General features: G+C 65.2%; 18 protein-coding genes, 1 tRNA gene and 1 other annotated feature. Of the genes, 5 read left to right on the top strand and 14 right to left on the bottom strand.

Going from position 1 to position 20,207, the window contains the following annotated elements; all coding sequences use genetic code 11:
- Nucleotides 1–591: 591 nt before the first annotated feature.
- The 8 genes from ACF2JD_RS07855 to ltnD form a co-directional block, all read right to left on the bottom strand.
- Nucleotides 592–2,523, bottom strand: coding sequence for a methyl-accepting chemotaxis protein (locus tag ACF2JD_RS07855; protein ID WP_440987132.1), 1,932 nt, complete (start codon nt 2,521–2,523; stop codon nt 592–594).
- A gap of 59 nt (nt 2,524–2,582) precedes the next feature.
- Nucleotides 2,583–3,473, bottom strand: a complete 891-nt coding sequence (locus ACF2JD_RS07850) for a DMT family transporter (protein WP_411650857.1) — start codon at nt 3,471–3,473, stop codon at nt 2,583–2,585.
- Between the two features lie 83 nt (nt 3,474–3,556).
- Nucleotides 3,557–5,062 carry a GntP family permease gene (locus ACF2JD_RS07845; protein WP_106886001.1) on the bottom strand — a complete coding sequence of 502 codons (1,506 nt, stop codon included), beginning with the start codon at nt 5,060–5,062 and terminating at the stop codon, nt 3,557–3,559.
- Nucleotides 5,059–6,009, bottom strand: a complete 951-nt coding sequence (gene denD, locus ACF2JD_RS07840) for a D-erythronate dehydrogenase (RefSeq protein WP_408846570.1) — start codon at nt 6,007–6,009, stop codon at nt 5,059–5,061. Before denD ends, ACF2JD_RS07845 begins: the two co-directional genes overlap by 4 nt.
- Nucleotides 6,010–6,054: 45 nt before the next feature.
- Nucleotides 6,055–6,828 carry a 2-oxo-tetronate isomerase gene (gene otnI, locus ACF2JD_RS07835; protein WP_408846571.1) on the bottom strand — a complete coding sequence of 258 codons (774 nt, stop codon included), beginning with the start codon at nt 6,826–6,828 and terminating at the stop codon, nt 6,055–6,057.
- Nucleotides 6,825–7,457, bottom strand: a complete 633-nt coding sequence (gene otnC, locus ACF2JD_RS07830) for a 3-oxo-tetronate 4-phosphate decarboxylase (RefSeq protein ID WP_234676889.1) — start codon at nt 7,455–7,457, stop codon at nt 6,825–6,827. The genes otnI and otnC overlap by 4 nt, the downstream gene beginning before the upstream one ends.
- The gene (gene otnK, locus ACF2JD_RS07825) at nt 7,450–8,703 is read right to left on the bottom strand and encodes a 3-oxo-tetronate kinase (protein ID WP_429111153.1); all 1,254 of its coding nucleotides are present in this window, start codon (nt 8,701–8,703) and stop codon (nt 7,450–7,452) included. The genes otnC and otnK overlap by 8 nt, the downstream gene beginning before the upstream one ends.
- Nucleotides 8,700–9,608 carry an L-threonate dehydrogenase gene (gene ltnD / locus ACF2JD_RS07820; protein ID WP_440987131.1) on the bottom strand — a complete coding sequence of 303 codons (909 nt, stop codon included), beginning with the start codon at nt 9,606–9,608 and terminating at the stop codon, nt 8,700–8,702. Before ltnD ends, otnK begins: the two co-directional genes overlap by 4 nt.
- 255 nt (nt 9,609–9,863) lie before the next feature.
- Here ltnD and ACF2JD_RS07815 point away from each other — a divergent pair, with 255 nt between their 5' ends.
- Nucleotides 9,864–10,652 carry a DeoR/GlpR family DNA-binding transcription regulator gene (locus ACF2JD_RS07815; RefSeq protein ID WP_106886006.1) on the top strand — a complete coding sequence of 263 codons (789 nt, stop codon included), beginning with the start codon at nt 9,864–9,866 and terminating at the stop codon, nt 10,650–10,652.
- Between the two features lie 19 nt (nt 10,653–10,671).
- On the opposite strand, the gene ACF2JD_RS07810 is transcribed toward ACF2JD_RS07815, so the two are convergent.
- Together ACF2JD_RS07810 and ACF2JD_RS07805 are read right to left on the bottom strand one after the other, a co-directional pair.
- Nucleotides 10,672–10,827: an entericidin A/B family lipoprotein gene (locus tag ACF2JD_RS07810; protein ID WP_106886007.1), complete on the bottom strand. Its 156-nt coding sequence runs from the start codon at nt 10,825–10,827 to the stop codon at nt 10,672–10,674.
- A gap of 42 nt (nt 10,828–10,869) precedes the next feature.
- Nucleotides 10,870–11,931 carry a PQQ-dependent sugar dehydrogenase gene (locus ACF2JD_RS07805; RefSeq protein ID WP_440987130.1) on the bottom strand — a complete coding sequence of 354 codons (1,062 nt, stop codon included), beginning with the start codon at nt 11,929–11,931 and terminating at the stop codon, nt 10,870–10,872.
- A 279-nt stretch (nt 11,932–12,210) separates the two neighbouring features.
- Between ACF2JD_RS07805 and ACF2JD_RS07800 the strand changes: the two genes are divergently transcribed.
- Complete coding sequence (locus tag ACF2JD_RS07800) at nt 12,211–13,851, top strand: SulP family inorganic anion transporter (protein ID WP_440987129.1); 1,641 nt, start codon at nt 12,211–12,213, stop codon at nt 13,849–13,851.
- Between the two features lie 136 nt (nt 13,852–13,987).
- Here the strand turns inward: ACF2JD_RS07800 and ppk2 are convergent, their stop codons facing one another.
- The 3 genes from ppk2 to ACF2JD_RS07785 form a co-directional block, all read right to left on the bottom strand.
- Nucleotides 13,988–14,812, bottom strand: a complete 825-nt coding sequence (ppk2, locus tag ACF2JD_RS07795; protein WP_106887873.1) for a polyphosphate kinase 2 — start codon at nt 14,810–14,812, stop codon at nt 13,988–13,990.
- 272 nt (nt 14,813–15,084) lie between these two features.
- Nucleotides 15,085–15,161 (bottom strand) — tRNA-Arg (locus ACF2JD_RS07790).
- A 50-nt stretch (nt 15,162–15,211) separates the two neighbouring features.
- Nucleotides 15,212–16,366 carry a flagellar assembly protein FlgT gene (locus tag ACF2JD_RS07785; protein ID WP_440987128.1) on the bottom strand — a complete coding sequence of 385 codons (1,155 nt, stop codon included), beginning with the start codon at nt 16,364–16,366 and terminating at the stop codon, nt 15,212–15,214.
- Nucleotides 16,367–16,651: 285 nt separating this feature from the next.
- Here ACF2JD_RS07785 and ACF2JD_RS07780 point away from each other — a divergent pair, with 285 nt between their 5' ends.
- Nucleotides 16,652–17,272 carry a FlgO family outer membrane protein gene (locus ACF2JD_RS07780; protein WP_106886012.1) on the top strand — a complete coding sequence of 207 codons (621 nt, stop codon included), beginning with the start codon at nt 16,652–16,654 and terminating at the stop codon, nt 17,270–17,272.
- 13 nt (nt 17,273–17,285) lie between these two features.
- Nucleotides 17,286–17,711, top strand: coding sequence for an LPP20 family lipoprotein (locus ACF2JD_RS07775; protein WP_163137166.1), 426 nt, complete (start codon nt 17,286–17,288; stop codon nt 17,709–17,711).
- A gap of 357 nt (nt 17,712–18,068) precedes the next feature.
- Here the strand turns inward: ACF2JD_RS07775 and pheA are convergent, their stop codons facing one another.
- A complete protein-coding gene (pheA, locus tag ACF2JD_RS07770; RefSeq protein WP_111909878.1) occupies nt 18,069–19,241 on the bottom strand; it encodes a prephenate dehydratase in 1,173 nt (390 codons plus the stop codon).
- A gap of 38 nt (nt 19,242–19,279) precedes the next feature.
- Nucleotides 19,280–19,402, bottom strand: a sequence feature (Phe leader region).
- A 165-nt stretch (nt 19,403–19,567) separates the two neighbouring features.
- Here pheA and ACF2JD_RS07765 point away from each other — a divergent pair.
- The gene (locus ACF2JD_RS07765; protein ID WP_440987127.1) at nt 19,568–20,164 is read left to right on the top strand and encodes an HAD-IA family hydrolase; all 597 of its coding nucleotides are present in this window, start codon (nt 19,568–19,570) and stop codon (nt 20,162–20,164) included.
- Nucleotides 20,165–20,207: the final 43 nt, after the last annotated feature.

Below are 20,207 nucleotides of genomic sequence, written 5' to 3'. Positions count from 1 at the left end.
TTTTTTTTCCGGCAGTCAGGCAGAGGCCCGCCGCTCGGTATTGGCATTGCAATCAACACCCCGCAGGGCAAAAAGAAACTGTTCTGTGTTGTGCCCGTCTGCCCGGACGCCTTGGCGCATCACTGAAGGGCAATCTGCATCTTTACAGTCATTATTTTTTAGGTCTCGATCCTTGGCGATCTGACACCACCAAGAGTACGTTCGCGGTGCGAAATATCAACCGGAAGTTCCCGCCAAGTTTCAAAAATATGACCGAGTGCAAAGAATCATGATTCTTGGTGTGGGCACTCTCAGCCCGCTCATGTCGGTAATGAGAGCGTTTTCAGGTGGTTTTTTCCGTTTAGCTGGGGGGATCTTGGCGCGGAAGCAGAACTTTCTTTGTTAACCCGACGGCAACATATAATTTTGTGTCACAAAAAAAGATATCCGCCCTGCCGGGGCGGCGCCCTCTGACCGGGCGGCGTCGAGCCGACTCCCTGGCAGGGGGTCACCACATCCGGCAGGGCAGCGCGGGGGCGGACTTGAATGAGGAGATATGAAGGGGTTGGCCCGGCGTGCACAGGGCGCCGGGCCTGATGAGGGGCGGGTGACTCAGGCCTGGCTCAGGATCCGGGGGATCTGCTGGGCCTGGTGGTGGATGTGCTCCGACACTTGCACCGAGAGGCGGCTGCCCTGGCGGGCGTGCTGGCTGATGCGGCCGATGAGGGCGGCGAAGCTGGCCAGCCTGTGCTCCTGGCTCCTGGCGTTGTCGGCCCCCTGCAGGGCGATGACGGCTGTGCTGCGCGCCATCTCCCGCACCGTCTGGGTGGTCTGGCGCAACTGCTCGGCCTGCTGGCGCTGCCCGGCGGCTTCTGTCGTGATGCGGGTCAGCACAGTGGCGAGCTGATCCCCCGCCTGGGTGAGGCTGGCCAGGATCTCGGTGATCTGGCCGAGGGAGCGCTGGGTGTCGGCGGAGAGGTGGCGCACCTCGTCGGCCACGACCGCGAAGCCGCGTCCCTGCTCACCGGCGCGAGCCGCCTCGATGGCGGCGTTGAGCGCCAGCAGGTTGGTCTGCTGGGAGATGTGGCCGATGACATCGACGATGGCGGTCACATCCTCCACCGAGCGGGTCAGCTGGGCCAGGGCGCCGCTGCTCTCGTCGATGGCGAGGCCGGTCTGGGCGGTGGCCGCCAGCATGCCCCCCACCAGCAGCTCGCTCTGGCTCATGGAGTGTTCGTTGTGCTGGGCGTGCTCCGCTATCTCGGCGGCGACCTGGTGCACCTCGCTGGCGAGCTGATTGAGCTCCTGCATCATGGTGTCGCTCTCATCCACCGCCTGCTCTGTGGTGCGGGTGCTGTGATGGATCTCCTGCACCTGCTCCACCATCTCCTGCAGGCTGGAGGAGACGCTGGAGAGCTGCCCCGCCTTCTGCTGCTGATCCTGCTGCAGGCGCTGGATCAGGCGGTTGTAGCTCGCGACTATGTCGGCCAGCTCGTTGCGCTCGCGCCCCGTTGCCAGCAACTGCGCCTGACCTGTGGCATCGAGCTGCAGGAAGGCGGCCCGCAGTCGCAGCAGCGGCCTGACCAGCCAGCGGCGCTGCACCAGGGCAAACAGCAGGGCGACCACCACCAGGCAGAGCGCCAGGGAGCCGAGTATGGTGGCGAGCTCCCGGTTCATGGTCTGGCGAGCGGCGGCGAGCCGCTCCCCCAGCTGCTCACTGGCCTGCAGCAGTTGCGTGATGTCCTGCTGCACCATCTGGCGCGCCAGCTGCTGCTGTTGCAGCGCCTTGCGGCTGCTCTCCAGCTCCTGGGGATAGCGTTTGAGCAGTGAGACCAACTCGGCTTTGGGTTGTTCCCCCAGCTCCTTGCGCACCGGCTCTCCCAGGGTGAACTCATCGGCGGCGGCCTCCTCGAAGAGATTCAGGCTCGGCAGGGCCGCCAGCGCGTCCGCCTGTTTTTGCAGGGCGGCGAGCTCGAACTGCAATCCTTCGAGGCGCTTGGCGCTGGCCTGCTCCATGTAGTTCTGACGCTGGTGGGCGAGGGCGGGCAGGGTCGCCAGTATGTCGGCTGCCCCCTGGCGATAGGCTTCGGCGCTGGCCGGATCCTGATCTGCCCCCTGCTGGCCGTAACGCAGCAGCGCCCGGGCCTGGGTGGTCAGCTCGTTCTCGGCGTTTTGCAGCAGCCACTGGCTGTTGCCGGAGAGCTTGCCCGCCGCCAGGTAGTCCCCCTCGATGCGCGCTCCCATCTGCTCGAGCCGGGCGTGCAGCGGACCGGCTTGCTGCCCGTCCAGCTGCGCCAGCAGCGCGAGCGCCTGCTGACGCACACCCTGGGCCTCGGCCAGGCGCAGGGGATCGCCGCTGCCAAGGTAGTCGCGAAGGGCCCCCTGCAGGGGGCCGCTCAGTTGTTGTTGCAGGCGCTCCTGCTGGCGCTGGGCCTGTTCGGCTCGATTGAACTGCTGCCAGCCGTGAAACAGGGCGGCGGCCTGAACGCCGGCCACCAGCAGCAGTACCAGGGAGGAGAGGGAGGCATAATGGGCAATTTTCACATCTGAGTCCTGCTTGAAGCACGCAATGGGCGTGAGCTTAAGCAGGGGAGATGGCGTTTTTATGACAGCGGTTGCGCCGCTTTGCGGCTCCCGGGCGTCTTCACCAGCAAACCGAGCAGGGCACCGCCCATGATGAGTGCTCCCGCCAGCAGGTGGCGCGGGGTGAGCTGCTCACCGTTGAGCCAGACCAGCAGCAGGGTGCTCAGCAAGGGGGTGAGGTAGGCCAGGGCCCCGATGCGGCGCGGATCCCCGTCCCGCAGCGCCAGATACCAGGTGACGAAGGCGGCCCCCATGGGACCGAGGGCCAGCCCGGCGATGAGCAGCCAGTCCCCCTGGGGGATATGGGCGAGGGGCAGCGGCCCCTCCAGCCCCCAGGCGAGCAGCAGGGCCAGGAGCCCCGCGGGCAGGCAGGCGGCCGCGGTGACCACGGCGGGGGCGGGGGGCAGGCGGCGGGAGAGCACTGAATAGGCGCCCCAGACGATGGCGGCGCCGAGCGCCAGCAGGTAGCCCGGCAGATGGGCCTGCTGCAGTTGCAGACTGCCGTCCACCATCACCAGCACAGAGCCGGCAAGGCCCAGGGCCCCGGCCAGCAGATGATGCAGGCGCAAGGGGTGGCCCGGCAGCAGCAATGGGGTGAACAAGATGATGCACAGGGGCCAGAGGTAGTTGATGAGGTTCGCCTCCAGCACGGGGGCGTGGCGAAAGCTCATGAACAGCAGCAGGTGATAGAGCAAGAGGGCGGTGATGGTCACCAGCCAGGTGACGGGCCTTGCCCGCCACTGGCGCCAGAACGGCAGTGTGCCCGCGCCGCAGAAGAAGAGCACCAGCCCTACCAGCACCAGGGGCGAGACGCTGGTGATTCTGGAGGTGAGGGCCGCGAGCGAGGCCCACAGCAAGATGGTGAGCAGCGCAAAACCGGTGGACCTGTCCCACCAGGAAGAAGCAGACATCCAACACTCCTTTGCAAGATGAATAAAAAAAGAGGGCCAGTCTAGCAGACTGGCCCTGGTCACACAGCGTTGCCGTGCCGCCGTTATGACTCCCGGCTCGGCACTACGCTGGCCGCCGGGGTCAGGGATTGGCCCCTGACGTACCAGACGATGAGCGCCAGCACCAGCAGCGGCAGGACGGGGTCGAACCAGGTGCCGCCGGAGCCGAACACCAGGTTCAGCAGGGCGACGCCGGTGCCGCCTATGGCCCAGGCTATGGTGGTGGGGATGGACCAGACGATCATCTGCTGCTTGACGTCCGAGATCCCCATCATGCGGTTGACCACCCAGAACAGGCTGTCGTTGAAATAGCCGAAGAACAGCGACCCCATGGTGGCAGCCTGGGCGGCCAGCAACATGTTGACCCCGGGGATCTGCGCCAGTATGGGGGCCGAGATGGAGGCCGCCGTCACCATGGCCACGGTGCCGGAGCCCTGGATGAGGCGCACCAGAGTCGCCACTATGAAGGGGATCAGTATGGGGGAGATGGGCAGCTGGGCTATCTGCTCGGCGAGCTGCTGGCCCGCGCCGCTGTCACGGAGCACGGCACCCAGAGCGCCGCCGGCCCCTGTCACCAGCAGTATGATGCCGGCCGATTGCAGCCCCTCTTCGAGGCGGGCGGCGGTGGCCTGTCTGTCCATGTGCGGCACCAGGGTATAGACCGCCAGCAGCACGCTGATGGCGAGCGCTATGATGGGGGTGCCGATGAAGTTGACGCCCTGCACCAGGGGGTTCTCCATCAGGCCGCCCATCCCCTCCAGGGTGGCGAGGGTGGTGAAGATGGCCTTGACGAAGATCAGCACTATGGGCACCAGGATCGGCAGCAGCGACAGGGTCAGGCTCGGCAGGCTCTTGCCCTCCTTCTCCTTGATGTACTGCTCGTAGGTGGACTGCAGCTCATCCGGGGTCTGGGCGGCCTTGGCGCCGAACTCGGGGTACTTCTTGTCGAGCCACTGGGCGTAGAAGACGATGCCGAGCACGCAGGGGATGGCCAGGGCCATGCCCATCAGCAGCATGGCGCCTATGTCCACGCCAAACAGACCGGCGACGCCGAGCGGTCCCGGGGTCGGCGGCACCGTATGGTGGGTCACCACCAGGCCCCCCGCCAGGGCGACCCCCAGGGTCAGGATGGAGCGCTTGCCGCTTTTTGCCAGCGCCTTGGCCACCGGATAGAGGATGACGAAGGCGGAATCCACGAAGATGGGGATGCTGACGATGTAGCCGGTGATGGCCAGGGCCCACTCTTCACGGCGCTTGCCGAGCCACTTGATGAAGCTGTAGGCAATCTGCTCTGCGGCCCCCGACACCTCCAGCAGGCGGCCCATCATGACCCCGAGGCCGATGACGATGCCGATGCTGCCGAGGGTGGAGCCAAAGCCCTGGGTGATGACGGTGAGGGTCTTGTCTATGGTCATGCCGCCGGTGATGCCGGCGATGCAGGCCGCCGCCAGCATGGCGATCAGGGCGTGCACCCGGGTGCGGACCACCAGGAATACCAGTACGAAGACGGCGATGACAAGGCCGATGATGGGGGTAGGGATGTCGCTCATGATGCCTCCTGCATGTCATGGGTGATGAAACTGTCGATGATGTCGGCAAACGTCCTGTCTGCCACGAAGCCGAGCGCGCTGGCGCGCTGGTTGTCGATGCGCCCCGGCCAGCTCGCGACTATGCGCTCGACGGCCGGGTCGGCGGCAAACTGCACCCTATCCCGGGCCACCTGGCCACCGGCCTTGGCGAGGGTCTCCAGCATCTCGCCGACGGTGACGCTGATGCCGGGCAGGTTGACGCTGCGCCAGTCGCCGGTGGCGGGGAGTCTGGCCGCCAGCAGGAAGTTCGCGACCACTGTGGCGGGGCTCGAGAGCCAGAGGCGCAGATCCGGGCTCACCGGGCAGATGGCGTTCTCACCCTGCAGCGGCTCGCGGATGATGCTGCTGACGAACGACGAGGCGGCGCGGTTCGGTTTGCCCGGCCGCACGCAGATGGTGGGTAGGCGCAGCACCAGACCATCCACATAGCCCTTGCGGCTGTAGTCGTTGACCAAGAGCTCCCCCATGGCCTTCTGGGCGCCATAGGAGGAGGTCGGGGTCAGCGCCGTGCCGTCGTCCACCAGGGCGGGCAGGGAGCCGCCGTAGACCGCCAGCGAGCTGGTGAAGATGAAACGGATGCCGGGTCTGGTGTGGCGGCAGGCCTCCAGCAGGGTGCGGGTGGTGTCCAGGTTGACCTTCCAGCCGAGATCGAAGTCCTGCTCCGCATGGCTGCTGACGATGGCCGCCAGGTGGTAGACCACGGCGGTCCGCTCTGTGATGAGGGACTCGGCGACCCCGGCCTCGGTGAGGTCGGCCTGGAGGCAACGTACCCTGGGGTCCGCCATGGGGGCCTGCGGCTGCTGTATGTCCACCAGCAGCAGCTCGGTGAAGGGTTGTGTGCTCTGCAGCAGGGCCCGGGCCAGTTTCTGGCCCAGGAAGCCACCGCCGCCGGTGATGATGATCTGCATCTCGTTATCCTCAGACTCGTTCATGTGTGTAGGGTGTTGTCGTTGTTATTGTTGTGTGAGCCAGCCCAGCCCTTCCCGGGTGCCGGCTCTGGGGTTGTATTCGCAGCCTATCCAGTCGTGGTAGCCCGCCTGCGCCAGCACCTTGAACAGGTGGGGGTAGGCAAGCTCCCCCTCGTCCGGCTCGTGGCGATCCGGCACCGAGGCTATCTGGACGTGGCCTATGGACTGGCCCAGCTTGCCGATGAGGCGGGTGAGATCCCCGTCCATGATCTGGGCGTGGTAGAGGTCGAGCTGCACCCCCACGTTGGGCCTGTCTATCTCCTGCACCAGGGCCAGGGCGTCGAGCTGGTGGGCCAGGAAGTAGCCGGGCACATCCCTATCGTTGAGAGGCTCGAGCAGCACCCGGATACCGTCCGCTGCCAGGAAGTCGGCGGCGAAGCGGATGTTCTCGATCAGGGTCTGGCGGTGGGCCGAGAGGCTATGAGCGGGGTCGACTATGCCGCTCATGGCGTGCACCTTGGTGCAGCCGAGCGCCAGGGCGTAGTCACGCACGCATGGCAGGTGGGCGCGAAACTCCGCTTCCCGCCCCGGGATGGCGGCCATGCCGCGCTCCCCCGCCCCCCAGTTGCCCGGCGGCATGTTGAACAGGGCCTGGGAGAGGCCGTGCTCGCGCAGCAGGCGGCCCAGCTCGGCGGCCGGCCACTCGTAGGGGAAGAGGAACTCCACCGCGGCGAAGCCTGCCTCGCGGGCGGCGGCGAAGCGCTCCAGGAACGGCAGCTCGGTAAACAGCATGGTGAGATTGGCGGCAAACTTGCTCATGGTTTCATCCTCCTCAATTCATCAATTTCGGGTTCGCTCAGGTAGCGGATGGAGTGGCCATGGAGCATCAGCGCCAGGCGCGCCGTCTCCTCCAGCTCCTCCATGTTGTTGACCGCATCCACCAGATCCTTGCCCGTCACCACGGGGCCGTGGTTGGCCAGCAGGAAGGCGTTGCCTTCGGGGGCGCGGCGCCCCAGCTCCTCGGCGATGCGGGCATCCCCCGGCTTGTAGTAGGGGATGAGCGGCAACTGCCCGACCCGCATCACGTAGTAGGGGGTGAAGGGGCGGATGACGTTGGCCGGATCCAGCCCCTCCAGGCAGGAGAGGGCGGTCAGGTGGGTGCAGTGCAGGTGCACCACGGCCCGGCAGTTTGGATTGTTGTGGTAGATGGCGAGGTGGAAGGCCACCTCCTTGGAGGGGCGATCACCCCCCAGGTGCTCCCCCTGCAGGTTGACGTGAGAGAGCCTGTCGGCGCTCAGACGCCCCAGGCAGGAGCCGGTGGGGGTGGCGATCAGGGTGCCATCCGGCAGCAGGGCAGAGAGGTTACCGGCGCCCCCGGTGGCATAGCCACGCTGGAAGAGGGAGGCCCCCAGCATCACCATGGTGTCGCGCAATGCCTGTTCAGTCATGGAAGTACTCCTGAGCCTTGTCGAAGAAATCCTCATCCCCGAAGTTCCCCGACTTGAGCGCCAGGGAGAGGGGGGCGTCTATGGCCCGCACCCAGGGCACACCGGGGGCGATTTGCGGGCCTATGTGGAACGCCTTGACCCCGAGGGCCTGGGTGATCCGGCTGGAGGTCTCGCCGCCGGCGATGATGAAGCGGTCCACGCCGGCGCCTTGCAGCAGTTGGGCGAGGCGGGCAAAGCAGTGTTCCACCGCGTCGCTGGCCGCCTGCTGGCCGTGGCTCTCCTGAATGCGGGCCAGCTCCCCCGGGCTGGTGGTGGCGTACACCAGCGGCGCCGGGGCCAGGGGCTGTGCCAGTACCCACTGGGCCAGCACGGCCGGGTAGTCGGCATCCTCGAGGCAGCGTGCCACGTCCAGCGCAAGCGCAGGGGCGTGCTGGCGATAGCGGGCCACCTGGCGGTTGGTCATCTCGGAGCAGGAGCCCGACAGCACCACGGCGCGCGAGCCTCTGGGCCAACCCGCCTCGCGGGCACCCTGCAGATCACCGCTCCCAAGCTGGCGGGCCAGACCGATGGCGAGGCCGGAGCCGCCGGTCACCAGGGGCAGGTGGAGGGCGGCGGTGGCGATGTCCAGCAGGTGCTGCTCGGTCAGGGTGTCGACCACGGCGTAGCGCACGCCATCCTCTGCCAACTGCTCAAAGGCTCCTGCAATGGTGGCGGCCCCCTTGTCTATGGTGGCAAACGGCACCAGACCGGCGCGGCCCGAACCCTGTCCCTCCATCAGCCTGAGCAGGTTGCTGTCCTGCATGGGGGTGATGGGGTGGTGGCGCATGCCGGACTCGGCGAGCGGCAGGGCCCCCACGAAGAGGTTGCCCTGATAGACGGTGCGCCCGTTCACCGGCAGGGCCGGGCAGATCAGGGTGAAATCCTGGCCAAGCGCCGCCAGCAGGGCGTCGGTGACAGGACCTATGTTGCCTGCCGCCGTGCTGTCGAAGGTGGAGCAGTACTTCTGGTAGATGCGCGGGCAGCCGCGGGCCTGGAACCAGGCCAGGGCCGCCAGGGAGTCGCGCACCGCTTCGCCCGCCGGGCAGGATCGACTCTTGAGGCTGATCACCACGGCGTCGACCCGGGGCAGATCCCCGTCGTGCTCCGGCACCCCGGAGAGTTGCAGGGTGGAGAGACCGTTCTCCACCAGGAAGCCGGCGATGTCGGTGGCGCCGGTGAAGTCGTCTGCGATGACACCGAGTTTCATGGCCGCTCCTCCTGACCCGGCAACTGGATGCCGGAGAACGTCTTGATGACGGCGCTGTCATCTTCCTGGCCGTGCCCTGCGTTGCTGGCGCTGAGGAACATGTTAAGGGCGGTGCTCGCGAGCGGCAGCGGGAAGCGCAGCGCCTTGGCGGTGTCCGCCACCAGGGTGAGATCCTTGACGAAGATGTCCACCGCGGAGCGGGCCTGGTAGTCGCCGGTCAGTACCCGGGGCATGCGGTTTTCAAACATCCAGGAGTTGCCGGCGGCATGGGTGACCACGTCATACATGAGATCCAGCGGCACGCCGGCCCGGCTCGCCAGCGCCATGGCCTCGGCGGCAACCGCTATGTGCACCCCGGCCAGCAGCTGGTGGATGATCTTGACCGTGCTGCCCTGGCCCGGCTCGCTGCCGACCCGATACAGCTTGCCAGCGACCGCATCCAGCACAGGGGCCAGCTTGTCGAAGGCGGCGTCTGCGCCTGCGGCCATCACAGTCATCTCCCCCGCGTCGGCCTTGATGGCGCCACCGGAGACGGGGGCATCCAGCATCGGCAGCCCGAGCTGTGCCAGCTCGGCGGCCAGGGAGCTCGCCTCCTCGGCCGCTATGGTGGAGGAGACCATGATGGCGGTGCCCGGTTTGAGGTGGCGGGCCAACCCCTCTTCGCCGAGCAGGATGCGGCGCACCTGAACGGCGTTGACCACCAGCAGCAGCACGGCATCCAGGGTCTCGGCCAGGGGGCGGGCATCGGCCATGACGGCGGCGGCACCGGCCTGTTGCAGCTGGTTGCGGGCCTGCTCGCTGAGATCTATGCCGTAGGTGGTGAGCCCGGCCCGCAGGCAGGAGCGGGCGGCGCCCATGCCCATGGCGCCAAGGCCGATGACGGCGACATGATAGGAAGTGCTCATCTCGTGATTCCTCGATAACGACTGATGAGCCGATAGTAGAGGCTTGTGGCGGTGAAATATCAGGCAGGTGTCACAAAAAATAACTTAAGTGGTGTTAATTTTTGTTATTTAAGCAGGTTGAGATTCTTTTGAATCAATTTTCGATGCTTTTTATGTGAATAAATGTGATTTGTGAGCCCCTTCGAGGTTATTTATCATTTTTTACCAGATCACTGGGGTAGAATGGCGCCTCTTTTCCCCGAGGGGTGAACCAGGATGATTCCCGTAGAGCGACAGCAACGTATCCTGCAACTGCTGGCAGAGCGCGGCGTGGTCAGCATAGTGGAGCTGACCGAGTGGTTGCAGGTCTCCCACATGACCATCAGACGCGACATCCAGAAACTGGAGGAGCAGGGGCGGGTGCTCTCCGTCTCGGGCGGGGTCAGTCTCTCCCAGCGGATCAAGAGCGAGCCTTCCCATGCCACCAAGCGCAGCCTGATGCAGGGGGCCAAGCTGGCCATAGCCCGGCTGGCCGCCGACCAGGTGGCCGAGGGCAGCACAGTCTACCTTGACGCCGGCACCACCTCCCTGGAGCTTGCCCGCGAGCTGGCGCTGCGGGAAGATCTGATGATAGTGACCAACGACTTCATGGTCTGCGCCTACCTCATCGAGCACGGCCGCTGCCGCCTCTATCACACCGGGGGTCAGGTCATTCGCGAGAACCAGTCCTGCGCCGGGGAGGCCACTGCCCACTTCCTGCGCAACTTGCACCTGGACGTTGCCTTCCTGTCCGCCTCCTCCTGGGACGGGCAGGGGATCTCGACCCCGAGCGAGCAGAAGGTGCCGGTGAAGCGGGCCGTGGTGGAGTCGGCGGCGAGCCGCATCCTCATCTGCGACTCGTCCAAATATGGCAAGGTGGGCACCTTCAACGTGGTGGGCTGGGATGCGATCGATCAGGTGATCACCGACGAGCAGTTGCCACAGAGTGCCCGTGAGGCGCTGGCCCAGCACGGGGTCAGGGTGACCATGGCGCCGCTGGCCAGCCTGGCGTCCGGTGTCGAGTGACTGTGCCAGCCTGCGGTTGTCACTCTTTGCCGGCCTGAGGCTCGCTCGTCAGATTGGCGGATCCCTGGATCACCTCGCCCGCCTTCTCTATGTCCCGTCCCACCCCGTGTATGGTGTTGCAGCCCAGCAACCAGAGGCTGGCACAGAGCACCAGCAGGGTTCGATTCATGTTCATGCTTCCTCCTCGCCGGCGCCTGGTCCGGGGCCGGCCTCCATGTCATGGGGTCAGTTTGAGCAGGCGCCCCTTGCCTGAATCCGTCAGCAGATAGAGGGCGCCGTCCGCGCCTTCCCGTATGGTACGGATCCGCTCCCCCAGATCGGTCAGCAGCCGCTCCTCCGAGATAATCTTGTCCCCCGCGAGGCGAAGACGCAGCAAGGCCTGACCGCGCAGGGCACCGACCAGCAGATCTCCCTGCCACTCCTTGAACAGCTCCCCTTGGTAGAAGTGCATGCCCGAGGGGGCTATGGAGGGCACCCAGACCCAGAGCGGCGGCGTCATGCCGGGGGCCTGGGTGCCCGAGCCTATCTTGCCGCCCCCGTACTCCTCGCCGAAGGTCACTTTGGGCCAGCCGTAGTTGTGCCCTGGCAGTATGAGGTTGACCTCGTCCCCGCCCTGGGGGCCGTGCTCGTGAGCCCAGAGTTGCTGGCTAACCGGGCGCAGGGCGGCGCCCTGCATGTTGCGATGGCCCAGGCTCCAGATCTCCGGCAGGGCCCCCGCCGTCTTGACGAAGGGGTTGTCGGCGGGCACCCGGCCATCCTTGTGCAGGCGCACCGTCTTGCCGAGGTGGTTGTCCAGCGTCTGGGCCCGCGCCCGCTCGCTGTAACGATCCCCCAGGGTGATGAAGAGATAGCCGTCCTCGGTCAGCACCAGACGCGACCCGAAGTGGGCGCCGCCGGCCACCTTGGGCTGCTGGCGAAACAGCAGTTGCCAGTCGACGAGGGCGTCCTTTTGCAGCCGGGCCCGGGCCACGGCAGTGCCGGCCCCGCCGTCGCCGGGTTCGCTGTAGCTCAGGTAGAGCCAGCCCTCGTGGTCCAGGGCGAGATCGAGCAGGCCCCCCTGACCCTGATTGGCGATGGGGGGCAGACCCGAGATGACATGGCGCTCGCCCCCGGCGTCGATGCGCAGCAGGCGGCCCGGGCGCTCGCCAATCAGATAGCCGCCCTCCGGCAGCAGAGCCAGACCCCAGGGATGGTTGAGCCCCTCCACCAGGGGGGTCAGTGTCAGCGCCCGGAGCGGGCTCACCAGGCAGATCAGCAGCAGTACAAGCAGTCGCAACAAGGGGGATCTCCTCTTGGAAATGGGGAAGGCCGGCGGCGCAACGTCGCTGAAGTATAGGGGGTTGCCAACAGGCCAAGAGAGATGGCCCTGTCTGCGGGCTTTCCCTGCCGCGACGCTCAAGGCATTCAGCCCGACGCAAGGCGGTGCGCGTACACTTGATGGTGTGATGAGACATGGTCCGCACGCCCAGGCGAGCGGCCATGGTCATAGGTTGGCAGCGGTCTCTTGAGCGCCGGTGCAGCATCAGGGCCCATCGGGCCTGTGTTCATGGAGGATAAGATGTCATCACCCGCGTCGGCGCCAAGGCGCTCCCTGTCTGATCTGCTGGCCGGTGTCACTGCGGCGGCCGTCGTGCTGCCCAAGGCCATGGCCTATGCCAGCGTGGCCGGTCTGCCGGTGGCAGTCGGTCTCTACACCGCCTTGGTGCCCATGTTGCTCTACGCCCTGCTGGGCTCCTCCCGGGTGCTCAGCGTCAGCTCCACCAGCACGCTGGCTATCCTGACCGCAACCCAGCTCGGGCTGGTGGTGCCGGATGGGGATCCCGGTCGGCTGCTCACCGTGACCGCCACCCTGACCCTGCTGGTGGGGGCCATGCTGATGCTGGCGGCGGTGCTGCGGCTCGGCTTCGTGGCCAACTTCATTTCCCTGCCGGTGCTGGTGGGATTCAAGAGCGGCATAGGGTTGGTGATCATCCTCGATCAGCTGCCCAAGCTGTTCGGGGTGCACATCCAGAAGGAGAACTTCTTCCTGGATCTCTACCACCTGGCTCAGGCCCTGCCCCAGAGCTCCTGGCTGACCCTGGTGGTCGCCTTCGTCACCCTGGTGGTGCTGGTGTTCATGGAGTGGCGCTTCCCCCATTCCCCCGCCCCCTTGCTGGGGGTGGGCATCGGCATCGCCCTGGTGTGGGGTTTTGGCCTGAACGATGCGGGTGTCGCCATCGTCGGCAGCATTCCCACCGGCCTGCCCGCCCTGACGATGCCGGACCTGACCCTGGTGTTGCAGCTGCTGCCGGGGGCGGCGGGCATAGCGCTGATGAGCTTCACCGAGACCATAGCCGCAGGGCGGGCCTTCGTGGGCAAGGGAGAGCCCGAGATCAATCCGAACCGCGAGCTGGTAGCCACCGGGCTGGCCAACCTGGGGGGCGCCTTCTGTGGCAGCATGCCAGCGGGAGGCGGCACCTCCCAGACCGCCGTGGTGCGCTCCGTCGGGGGCCTGAGCCAGTGGGCCTCCGCCGTCACCGCCGCTATGGCGCTGGCCACCATGATCTTCCTCGCCCCGCTGCTCTCCTGGCTGCCGAGCGCCACCCTGGCGGTGGTGGTCATCGTCTATTCGGTGGGGCTCATCCAGCCGGGGGAGTTTCGCAAGATAGGGCAGATCCGCATGATGGAGTTTCGCTGGGCCGCCATCGCCTGTCTGGGGGTGCTGCTGTTTGGCACCCTGGAGGGGATAGTGGTCGCCATCCTGGCCTCCCTGCTGGGACTCGCCAGCCAGACGGCGCAGCCGCCCGTCTATGTGATTGGCCGCAAGCCCGGGGAGGATGTGCTGAGGCCGCTGGCCGCCCGCCATCCCGATGACGAGACGATCCCGGGCCTGCTTATTCTGCGGCCTGAGGGGCGTCTGTTCTTCATCAATGTGCAGCATGTGGCGGCCCGGATCCGCGAACTGATCGAGACTCACCAGCCCGAGGTGGTGGTGCTGGATATGAGTCGGGTGCAGGACGTGGAGTACTCGGCGCTGATGATGCTGATGGAGGGGGAGCAGCAGGCGCGCGCCCGGGGCGTCACCCTCTGGCTGGCCGGGCTCAATCCCGGGGTGCTCGAGAACGTGCGCCGCAGCGGGCTGGCCGACCAGCTGGGAGAGAGCCGCATGCTGTTCAATGCCAGGGCGGCGATCCGCCAGTATCAGCAGAGCAAGGAGTGAGGGCGCAGGGCAAGGGGCGAGCCAGAGCTTCCCCAATGCCCTGTTCAATGCCAGGGCGGCGATCCGCCAGTATCAACAGAGCAGGGAGTGAGAGAGCAGAGCAAGGGGCGAGCCAGAGGCCCCCCCTTGACGGTGATCAGAAGAGTTCCGGGATCACCCTGAACGGGTGCTCCGAGGCCTTGACCTTGCCAATCTTGCGCTTGGGCAGTTTGACCGGCTCGGCCGGCAGCTCCTCGTAGGGGATGTGGCTCAGCAGGTGGGAGATGATGTTGAGTCGAACCCGCTTCTTGTCCTCGGAGCGGGCCAGGAACCAGGGTGCCCAGGCGGTATCGGTGGCGGTGAACATGGCATCCCGCGCCCGGGTGTAGTCATCCCAGCGATCGAAGGACTTGATGTCCATGGGGGAGAGCTTCCAGATCTTGCGTCCATCGTCGATGCGATCCCGCAGCCGTCGCTCCTGCTCCTCCGGCGTCACCTCCAGCCAGTACTTCAGCAATATGATGCCAGAGTCGACCATGGCCTGTTCCACCATGGGGGCCCCTGCCAGGAATTTGTCGCTCGCCTCCTGGCTGCAAAAGCCCATGACGCGCTCCACCCCGGCCCTGTTGTACCAGCTGCGATCGAAGATGATGATCTCGCCCGCCGCCGGCAGGTGGGGGATATAGCGCTGGAAGTAGAGCTGGCTCTTCTCCCGCTCTGTGGGGGCTGGCAGCGCTATGACCCTGAATACCCGGGGGCTGACCCGCTCGGTGATCGCCTTGATGGTGCCCCCCTTGCCGGCGCCGTCGCGCCCCTCGAAGACGATGCAGACCTTGAGCCCCTTGTGCACCACCCATTGCTGCAGCTTCACCAGCTCCACGTGCAGGCGACGCAGCTCCTTCTCGTATGCCTTGTTGCCAAGGGGCTTGGGCTCGGCGACCGGTACCGGCTGTTCAGCTTTGGATTTTTTTTTGCTAGCCATGATGTCCTTCTTTTTTCTCAAACGGATGAGGAGTGGCCGTCATCCTGAACGGCGCACTTCAAGCGTAGATGACGGCGCGCCGCTACCGGACGCGGCAAGCACCGGGGATGATCGGGATCATGGTTGGTGGGGCTCACTGGGACTGTTGGTGGCAGTGAGATATTGAAGAGGGGGCGGGACGCAGCCGCCATGGATGCAGGTGGCGAAGGTCGGGATAAGGCCAGAAAGGATCAAGGGGTTGGCATCTTGCGATACCAACCCCTTGTTTTGTATGGCGTTCCCGACTGGAGTCGAACCAGTGGCCTGTCCCTTAGGAGGGGACCGCTCTATCCTGCTGAGCTACGGGAACCTTGTGGCGGGCATTATACAAGAAGCATTGTGCTTTTAAACCCTTGATTCCTATTCCAATACGGCCAGATCACCGATTTGGACATTAAACGGCGAATATTTGTTCTGACTGCTGATGATGGCGCCATCCTCGAACACCTGCACCACCTCGAACAGGCCGTCGGCGGGGTTGCGCATCACCCTGGACTTGCCGTAGGGATCGATGAAGTCGGCGCTGTGCTGGACCCGGAACTGATCCCCGAGCTTGACCCCGTTGCGACGACCCAGGCTGATGTGGGGGCCCCGTTCGTGCTGGGCGACGATGCGGGCGGTGACGGGGGCGCAGGCGAGCTCGGCGATGATGTCCTGGGCCGCCTCCTTCAACTGGTAGCTCACCTCCTGGCCGTAGCTGGACTGCCAGAACTGGCCGCTGTTGCTGCCCACCAGCTCCCGCTTGGAGAAGGTCCAGTTGGCGCGGCCCTGATACTCCTTGCGCCCGAGCAGGCTGCCGTTGATGCCGTCGAACAGGTAGAGCTGCATGCGGAAGTTGCGGATCGGGTCCTTATACCAGCTGGTCAGCTGGTTGCCCTGGGGCTCGAGGGAGAGATCGTCGATGCTGCCGAGCACCAGATACTGGCTGTCGGTGCGCAGGCTCAGGGCCTTGATCTCCTCGAGGGCGCTGCGATCCCCCTGCTGCAGGTGGAGCGGGTCTATGCGCAGGTTCTCGTCCAGCCACTGGCGGGCGACCACCCCCTGGGGCGCCGCCGCCAGGGTCTCGAACAGGCGGCGGGAGAGATCCGCCGGCATGTCGTCGAGGGCGCCGGTGCTCGCCTGATCCGGGTAGCGCATGCGCAGGCGCACCAGCGTCAAATCCTTGGCGTAGTGCTGGGTCTGGCAGATCTGGCGCTCGGCCTGGATGTCGGCCACCAGCGTGATGTACATGCGGCCGTTGCGCACCTCCTCGCGCTTGAGGCGGTACTGGCGAATGTCGCCGCCGGAGCGGATCTGGATCTGCTCCGAGCGCAGGCTGCCGTTCTCCAGGCGCTGGATGCTGGAGACGGACGCGCCGCTGGCCAGCAGGGCCTGGCGCAGCGCATCCCGGGTCGCCTGCTCGCGGGCATAGACCTCGTCGCCTCCCAGAATGGCGGCACTGCCCTGGGCCTCTATGAGCTCGGCGCGGGCCAACAGACTGGCCAGCAACAGGGTTGACAGCAGCACAACTTTCATAACGTACACCTTGAATAGATGAACCCCTCTTGCGCCCCAGGGGGCGGATGAGCGGCTTCATGGACACTGGCCTGGTTTGCACCGGGTGCGCAAATAAAAGCAAGATCCATGCCTTGTTCCGGTGAAAGAGTGCGCGGGTCGCCGCATTTCCCGGTCCCAGCCTCTTTATTGGCGCCGCCCAGGGCCCTCTGGCGGATCATCGGGTGATCCTTCGCGCATTCCCGTCTCAAGTGTTGGCCGCTGCGACCGATAACAAGTCAGGTGTAGATACAGGAACAGGTATCCATGAACAGAATTATCACGGCGCTGGCGGTTGCGCTGGCGCTGGCCGGCTGCGGCTCGGCCGACCCCATCAACCGGGATCAAGGGGATCCCCGGCAGGCGGCCAAGGGGATGGAGCTCAACTGGCTGGTGGCCCGCATGACGGATCAGCTGATGGAGCGCAAGTCCCTCACCACCCTGAGCGAGCCCATCGCCGTCGCCTCCTTCGTCGATCTCGACACCCTGAAAGACACCAACTGGATGGGTCTGCAGATAGAGGAGAGCTTCATCTACGAGCTGAACCGGCGCGGGGAAGTGGTGGTGGACTTCAAGACTACTGGCAGCATTCAAGTGACCCCCAGTGGCGACTTCGTGATGAGCCGCAACTACCGGGATCTCTCCGCCCGCCTGCCCATCTCCCGGATCCTGACCGGCACCTTCAGCCGCAATCAGCAGGGGATCCTGGTCAATGCCCGGATCATCGATCTGCGTACCAAGATGGTGGAGACCACGGCCCAGAGCCTGATCCCGCAACAATATCTGTCCGGCGCCAGCAACTCCTTTGGCCGGGCATCGGTCAACCGGGGTTACCTGATGCGGGGCGGCCAGAGCGCGTCCGGCCATCTGGTCAACCTGACCCCCTGAGGAGTAGACAGCCATGAGAATCGTGTTTGGCCTGATGATGGCCCTCTTGCTGACGGCGTGCAGCGGCAACCGGGTGGTGAACTATGACGTGGCCGAGAAGCCAGATGACTTCCCTGTGCTCAAGGCGGTGGGCTACGCGGTGATCGACATCCAGCCAGGCCCCTCCCAGTCGGAGAAGATGTTGCAGGCGATCCGGGCGTCCAAGATGGATGCCTACCGGGAGCTGGCGGAGCAGCTCAACGGCCAGCAGGTGCGCGGCCAGAGCAGCTACAAGGACCTGACCCAGACCTCCAACTCCCTGGATGTGTCTGTGGCCGGTATGGTGCGCGGTGCCCGTGTGGTGGCGACCTATCCCCGTGGCAACACCTATGCCACCGAGCTGGAGCTCGATACCCGCAACCTCTATCACCTGAACCAGCTGATGGCAGGTCAGTTCTAGCGCCAGAAGCAGGACTCCATCCTCTATCACCCTGGCTGGCAAGTTATGGACCAGCCGACAGGGGTAACAAAAAAAGGCGAGCCATGGGCTCGCCTTGTTGTTGTCCGGGGGCCGGCTCGGCTGGGGGCAAGACCAGGGGTGGCGCCCCGTCAACTTGAGTCTGGGGCCCGGTTGGCGGCCTGAGTCGTATAATTAGAGTGAATGATGGGAGTATATCGTTCAGTTTTATCAAACGATTAGTCGGAGGGGCTGGGGTGGCCGATGGCGGTAAATGTGGCTGTGGCGCCTCCTGCAGGAGTTGGGAGGCAGAAAAGAGAGAGGCGAGCCTGATGCTCGCCTCTTGCCGTTTGGGGTGGCTTAGCTGCCCATCAGTACCGGCGGCACTGCGGTCGGTTTGACGTCTTCGCTCGGGTAGCAGCCCAGCACCTTGACGTAGCGGGTGATCTTGGTCAGCTCCAGCAGGGCGGCCTGCATGGCCGGGGTCTGCAGGTTGGCGGAGACATCCAGATAGAACATCTCTTCCCAGGGATTACCCTGCACCGGACGGGATTCCAGCTTGGTCATGTTGATCTCGTGGCTGCGCAGCACCAGCAGCGCCTCCACCAGGGAGCCGGGCTTCTGGGAGGTGGACATGATGAGGGTGGTCTTGGCCGGGATCTGCGGCGCCACGTCTATGGGCTTGCGTGCCACCACGATGAAGCGGCTGTAGTTCTCCTTCTGGTTGGCGAGCTGCTCGGCCAGCACGTCCAGCCCGTAGAGTTCGCCGCCGGCGGCGCTGCCGATGGCGGCCGCATCCGGGCTCCCCAGCTCCTTGACCTTCATCATGGCGCTGGAGGAGGAGTCGCAGATCTCGTGGCGCGCCCCTTCCAGCTTGCTCAGATAGTGGGAGCACTGCTGGAACACCTGGGGGTGGGCGTAGAAGGTCTTGATGCGGCCAAGCTCGGTCGGCACTGCGGTGAGGATGCAGTGCTCTATGGGGTAGGTCAGCTCACCGACGATGGAGAGGGTGGTGTGCTGCATCACGTCATACACCTCGTTGATGGAGCCCGAGCTGGTGTTCTCTATGGGCAGCACCCCGAAGGCGGCGCGCCCCGACTCCACTGTATCCAGCACCTCGCGGAAGTTCTGGCAGTTCACCTCTATCACCTGATCCTTGTAGCGCGCCAGGTACTTGCGGGCGGCCAGGCTGGAGTAAGAGCCGCGCGGGCCCAGATAGGCGACGCTGGTCATGGGCTCCTGCTGCTGGGGATTGAGCAGGCTCTGCAGATAGGCCTGCTGGGAGAGCACGGAATCTTCGATGATGGTGTGGTAGATGCGGGTGATGTACTGGGCATCCAGCCCGAGGGCACGCCCTTTCTGGATCAGGGCAACCAGCAGGTCCTGTTCCCGCTGGGTGTCGCGGATGGGACGGGGATTGGCCTGCTTGGCGCGGGCAACCTCGATGCTGAGGGTCTTGCGCTTGGCCAGCAGGGCGAGCAGCTCCTGATCCAACTGGGTGATGTCTTGTCTGATCTCGTCGAGCGTAGCCATTGTGGTTCCCTATCCAAATCTTCTGTGGTGGTTGCTGCAAAAAAAAGCCTCCGCTGGGGGAGGCTCGATTCGTCTTTGCTTTCTGTTGATGCGACGACAGGGCCTTCCCTTATGAGGGCCGGATAAACGAGAAAGCAAAGAAGAATGGTGTGTGCATGATATTGTCCTGAAGGTAACGTCATAACCATTAAGGGATTTGGCACGCCGATGCAAGTAAAACTTGCCCGGGGGCGTTGAACGGGGCAGGGTAGGTGGTCGGGATCCATGGCCAAATGAGTGCCACACCGGTCCCGTTGTTTCTGGTCAATGAGAGGGGAGGCGAGAGGATGGCGATTATCTTCGATCTGGGACGGGTGGTGGTGAGCTGGGACCCGGTTGGCATAGTGCGCTCGGTGCGGGGACCGGATGGCGCCGAGGCCCTGGCGGAGCTGCTGTTCAACCACCCCGACTGGCTGGAGGTGGACAGGGGCACCCTCTCCCTGCACGCCATGGCCCGCCAGGCAGAGGAGCGCACCGGTTTGCCTATGGCAGAGAACCTCGCCATCTTGCAGGCGGTGCCCGCTTCTTTATTGCCGGATCCCGCCATGGTGGCGCTTATCGAGGCGCTGCACAGTGCCGGTCACCGGCTCTACGCCCTCTCCAACATGGGTCATGCCAGCATAGACTGGCTGGAGCAGCAGGAGTTCTGGCGCTTCTTCAGCGGCAAGGTGGTGTCGGCCCGGGTGCGGATGCTCAAGCCCGAGCCCGACATCTACCGCTATCTGCTGGTGTCGTTCGATCTGAAGGCTGGGGAGTGCTTCTTCATCGACGACAGCCCGGCCAATGTGGCGGCGGCCCGGGCGCTCGGCCTGCAGGGCATGGTGTTCACCGACGCCCCCGCATGCCGTCTGCAGCTGGTCGAGCAAGGATACTTGCCCGCCTGAGGGGGATAGGGCCCTTCGCCGGGCCCGGATAAAAGGGATCTGA

Source organism: Aeromonas ichthyocola (genome assembly GCF_046087985.1).
GTDB lineage: Bacteria > Pseudomonadota > Gammaproteobacteria > Enterobacterales > Aeromonadaceae > Aeromonas > Aeromonas rivipollensis.
The sequence above is the reverse complement of the archived record's forward strand: the minus strand, read 5'-3'. Positions and strand labels throughout refer to the sequence as shown.